Here is a 4,132-nt window from a genome sequence, read left to right as displayed (position 1 = left end):
GCCCCGAACTCCGGACCGAGGACCATCGCGCCGACGATCAGGATCGGCTGGTCCAGCAGCGCGCCGATCGCCGCGATCTGCGTCGCGAGCGCGAGGAACGCCAAAAACGCCCAGGTCAGACGAGTCTCGTTCGAGGTGCGGGAGATCAACTCGTCCCAGACGACGGCATCGTCGGGCTCTCCGGGGGCGTCCTTCTCGGCGACCTCGGCCGCCGTGGAGATCGACAGATACAGCTCCTCGACGGTGATCGCGCCGGTGTCCTTCAGGCCGAGCCCGCGCAGCTGCTCCAGCACGGCGTTGGCCGCTTCCCTGGCCACGTCGAACTCGACGAAGTCGCCCCGCGGCGCGTGCGCGGCACCGGGGAGGCTGACCACGTTGACGACCGCCGGGCTGTCGGTGGCGATCCGCAGCACGTCGTCGGTACGGTCGGCGGGACTGATCACTCGGACATGAAGCACGGGGGCATTCTGCCCGGCCGCTCCGCGGCACGGGAAGCCGGGCAGCCGCCCTGGCGGCTCAGGCTCGGCGGACCGCGTTGGCGAGGATCGCGTCGCGCAGGTACGCGGCCATCCCCGGCTTGATCGCCTCATAGGTGGCGGTGAAGCGCGCGTCCGCCACGTACATCTCCGCGAGTCCGGTGTGGATCTCATAGGTGCAGTCGTAATAGAAGCGGCAGATCTGCTGCCGGTGCTCCTCGGCCAGGTCCATCGCGGCCGCGGACTCCGGGCCGTCGCCGGAATCCATCTGAGCGACGAAGCGCCTGCCCCACTCCTCCTGCTCCTCCTTGATCCGCAGCCAGTCCTCCTTCGTGTACGAGGCCGTCCTGCGCTGCGACTCGCGGTACGCGTCGGTGCCGCCCCAGCGCCGCTCGGCCTCCTCGGCGTGCTCTTCGGGGTCGAAGCCCCCGAAGACCTCGAACTTCTCCTCGGGTGTGAGGTTGATGCCCATCTTCCGTGCCTCCATTGCGTGCTCCACGGCGGCGGCCATCTTCCGCAGCTTCTCGATCCGTCCGGACAGCAGCGTGTGCTGCCGGCGCAGGTGCCCCCGCAGGTCCGTGTCCGGATCGTCGAGCAGGGCCGCCACCTCCTCGAGCGGGAAGCCGAGCTCTCGGTAGAACAGGATCTGCTGGAGCCGGTCCAGGTCGTCGTCGCCGTAGCGCCGGTGACCGGCATGGCTGCGCTCGCTCGGCGCCAGCAGCCCGATCTCGTCGTAGTGGTGCAAGGTCCGCACAGTGACTCCGGCGTGGCCGGCGACCTGTCCCACCGAGTAGCTCATCTCCGCTCCTTCCTGGGTACGCAATCCACGATGAGTCCTCACGTGACGTGAGGTGCAAGCCCAATTTCGGTGGCGCTTCAATCTCGCTCACTCCCGCCATGGCGGCATGTTCATGAGCGCTGCCACGCGACTGCGGATCCCCCTGATCTGCACCCCCCCCCCGGCGAAATCGCGCATGCGTGCGGACCGCTGGTCGGGGTGTCTGCGGTACCGGAGGGTGGGGTCGGCGATGAGGACACCCGGCGACGATGCCGACGCGGACATCAGCAGCGCGGTGTCCTCCATACCCTCGGCCGCCTGCCAGGCACCGAGTCCGGCCACCAGTGCGCGCCGGTACATGGCACCGGCCGGGTGAGCGGGAAGACGGTAGCCCTGCCCGCCCGTTCCGCCGGTGATCCAGTACCGGGGAAGCGCCCCGCGGTCGAGGACCCCGGGAGCCAACGGGAGGCGGAGCTCGCGGAGTTCGCCGCCGGTGAGCAGGTCGCGGGCCTGGCCGAGGGCGTAGCCGGCGTCGCGGTTTGCTCCGAGGGCGGCCGTCAGGAGAGCCAGGGCACCGGGCTCGAGTTCGTCGTCGGAGTCAGCCGTCTGTACGAACGGTGCGGTGCCCCGGTGAAAGGCGAGGTTCCGGGTGATGGCGGGTCCGAGGACGTCCGGCCCGTGGTGACTGACGCGGACTCGTGGGTCGGCCGCCGCGCCGCAGCCTCGCAGCGCCTCGTTCACCTGGCCAGGCTCACCGTCGATCTCGATCCACCAACGCCAGTGGCTGTGCGTCTGGGCGCGGAGCGACTTCCACAGGCTGGGGATGAACCGGGCGTACAGCGCGTGTACGGCGGTCACCACGTCCACCTGCGGCACGGAGTCCGGTGAGGGCACGTCCCCGGCTGCCCCGTACTCCCCGTACATACGTCGCACGATACGGGAAAGCCCCACGTCGGCCCGCCCGCGCGTGCTAGATACGAGGCATGGACGCCGAGACGATCTCCGCCCGGATCAGCGCGATATCCGTCGACGACTCCCGCGAACTCGACCACGCCTGCGAGACGCTCGCCGGGGAGCTGGAACGGGCGGGCACGGAACCGCCGTTCGACCTCAACTCCGCCGACTTCGCCGGCGACCCGTATCTCATCACCGCTGACCGTTACTGGAGGCTGCGCTTCCTCGACCGGCCCTCGATACGCACCGCCGGCGAGTGCGCCCGGTGGCTCTACGCGCACCTGCCGGAGGAGAACGGGACCAGGGACGTCTCCGTACGTACCGCGATCGAGGAGAAGTGGGCCCTGGGCTACGCCTTCGTCACCAAGGACAGCGTCGAATCCCGCGCAGATCTGGACAGCGCCACCACCGACCTCGTGGGCTCGGCCGACATCTCCTATTTCGCCACGCTCTACCACGCGGGGAAGCTGCGCTCGAACTTCGCTTTCGACGAGCTGCACCGCTTCGTGGAGTCGTCACTGATCGCGGCGGCTGCGGGGCCGTACCGCGAACAGCCGGTGTTCCAGGCGCTGCAGGCGTTCGCGGCGTACGGCAGCCGTGCCATCACCACCGAGCGGGCACGGCAACTGCTCGACGACGCATGGCTCGACCACCGACGCACCCGCGCGACCGTCGACATCTGTCTCAACGCCCTCTATGCGGCCACCCCCTTCGAGGGGCACGGGGAGACGCTCCGGGAGCGGGCGGAGGAGGCCGTACGGGAATGGCCCCGGGACCATCTCTTCCGCTACCGGCTCGCCAGGGGTCAGCAGATGTGCGGCCGGCTGGACGCCGCGCTGGAGAGCGTGGACCGCGCCCTGTCGCTGCTGCCCGCACACGGCAACCGCGGCAGCCACAAGCTGTTGCAGGAGCAATATCTCGGGCGTCGGGAGGCCATCCTGGACGGCCGCATCCAGGCCGGGCGGCACGAGGAACAGCGGCGCCAGTGGGACCGCCAGAACGCGCACAACCAGGATCTGGCCCGGCGGCTGGAGTCCTCGACCTTCACCACGGTCTCGGTGGTCACGCTGTTCATCGCCGCGGTCTCCTTCGTCATCAGCTCCGTCCAGCTGACCTTCGCGGGCCGGCTGCCGCTGACCGACCGGGCCATACTGATGGCCGAACTGGCCGGCGGACAGCTCCTCTTCGCCGCCCTGATCATCGGCTGTACCCGCCTGCTGACCCGCCCGGGGAGAGGAAGCCCCGGGCGTGAACGATGACGCTTGAGTACCGGTACTCATGTGCCGGGACCCACAAGTGGGTTGGGTGACAGGTATGCGTGAGAACTCACCAGAGGCCGACCGGCGAGCGTGGATCGCACCGCTCGTCTCCACTCTCATCACGGCCCCCATGGCACTCGTGGCCTTCTTATTCGTCGAGATCTCCCCGATGGCCTGCGACTCCTGCATCGGCGCCGTGGCCGACCGCTTCACTTCCAGCTTCGAGACAGCCTTCACCGTCTTCGGATTCGGCCTCGTGCTCACCCTCACCATGCTGCTCACGGCATGGTGCCTCCCCTGGCGACAGCACCACGCCCGCCCGCCGCCTGGTGCTCGCCGTTCTCGCACCGGTCTCCGTGGGCTTGTTCTACGTGATCTTCCTCGGGCTGGTCGACTGGCCCTGAGACGCGGCCCGCGCTGAGCTCCCGTCTTGAGGCAGCCGGGACCGGCGCTGATCCCGTCGCAGCGCGCCGACCAGACCGACCTCGACGCCGCGCTGGGCGAGCAGATGGCGGCTGCCGACGCCTTCCTCGTCGGACGGGTGACCTTCGAGGAGATGCGCGGCTACTGGCCCAACCGGACGGCCGACACGACGGGCGTCACGGACTACCTCAACACGGTCCGCAAGTACGTGGTCTCCCGCACCCTGGACGATCCCCGGTGGC

Annotated in this window: 4 protein-coding genes and 1 pseudogene; 2 read left to right on the top strand and 3 right to left on the bottom strand. The window is 69.4% G+C overall.

The features are described from left to right. From ACRDP3_RS18160 to ACRDP3_RS18150, 3 genes and pseudogenes are all read right to left on the bottom strand, one after another. A pseudogene (locus ACRDP3_RS18160) lies at positions 1 to 458 on the bottom strand (DUF389 domain-containing protein); the annotation flags it as partial. A 58-nt stretch (positions 459 to 516) separates the two neighbouring features. After that, positions 517 to 1,275, bottom strand: a complete 759-nt coding sequence (locus tag ACRDP3_RS18155) for a MerR family transcriptional regulator (RefSeq protein WP_431518016.1) — start codon at positions 1,273 to 1,275, stop codon at positions 517 to 519. Positions 1,276 to 1,362: 87 nt separating this feature from the next. Then, positions 1,363 to 2,178, bottom strand: a complete 816-nt coding sequence (locus ACRDP3_RS18150; RefSeq protein WP_431518015.1) for a glycosyltransferase — start codon at positions 2,176 to 2,178, stop codon at positions 1,363 to 1,365. Positions 2,179 to 2,237: 59 nt separating this feature from the next. Between ACRDP3_RS18150 and ACRDP3_RS18145 the strand changes: the two genes are divergently transcribed. Both ACRDP3_RS18145 and ACRDP3_RS18140 read left to right on the top strand, forming a co-directional pair. Continuing rightward, positions 2,238 to 3,467 (top strand): hypothetical protein, encoded by a 1,230-nt coding sequence (locus ACRDP3_RS18145; RefSeq protein WP_431518014.1) that lies wholly within the window; start codon positions 2,238 to 2,240, stop codon positions 3,465 to 3,467. A 430-nt stretch (positions 3,468 to 3,897) separates the two neighbouring features. Beyond that, positions 3,898 to 4,132: dihydrofolate reductase family protein (locus ACRDP3_RS18140; RefSeq protein WP_431518013.1), on the top strand; the 235-nt coding region annotated here is incomplete at its 3' end.

The sequence above is a fragment of the Streptomyces sp. genome, from assembly GCF_050698815.1.
Classification (GTDB): Bacteria; Actinomycetota; Actinomycetes; order Streptomycetales; family Streptomycetaceae; genus Streptomyces.
Note: the sequence above shows the minus strand (reverse complement) of the source record. Positions and strands in the feature narration are given on the sequence as shown.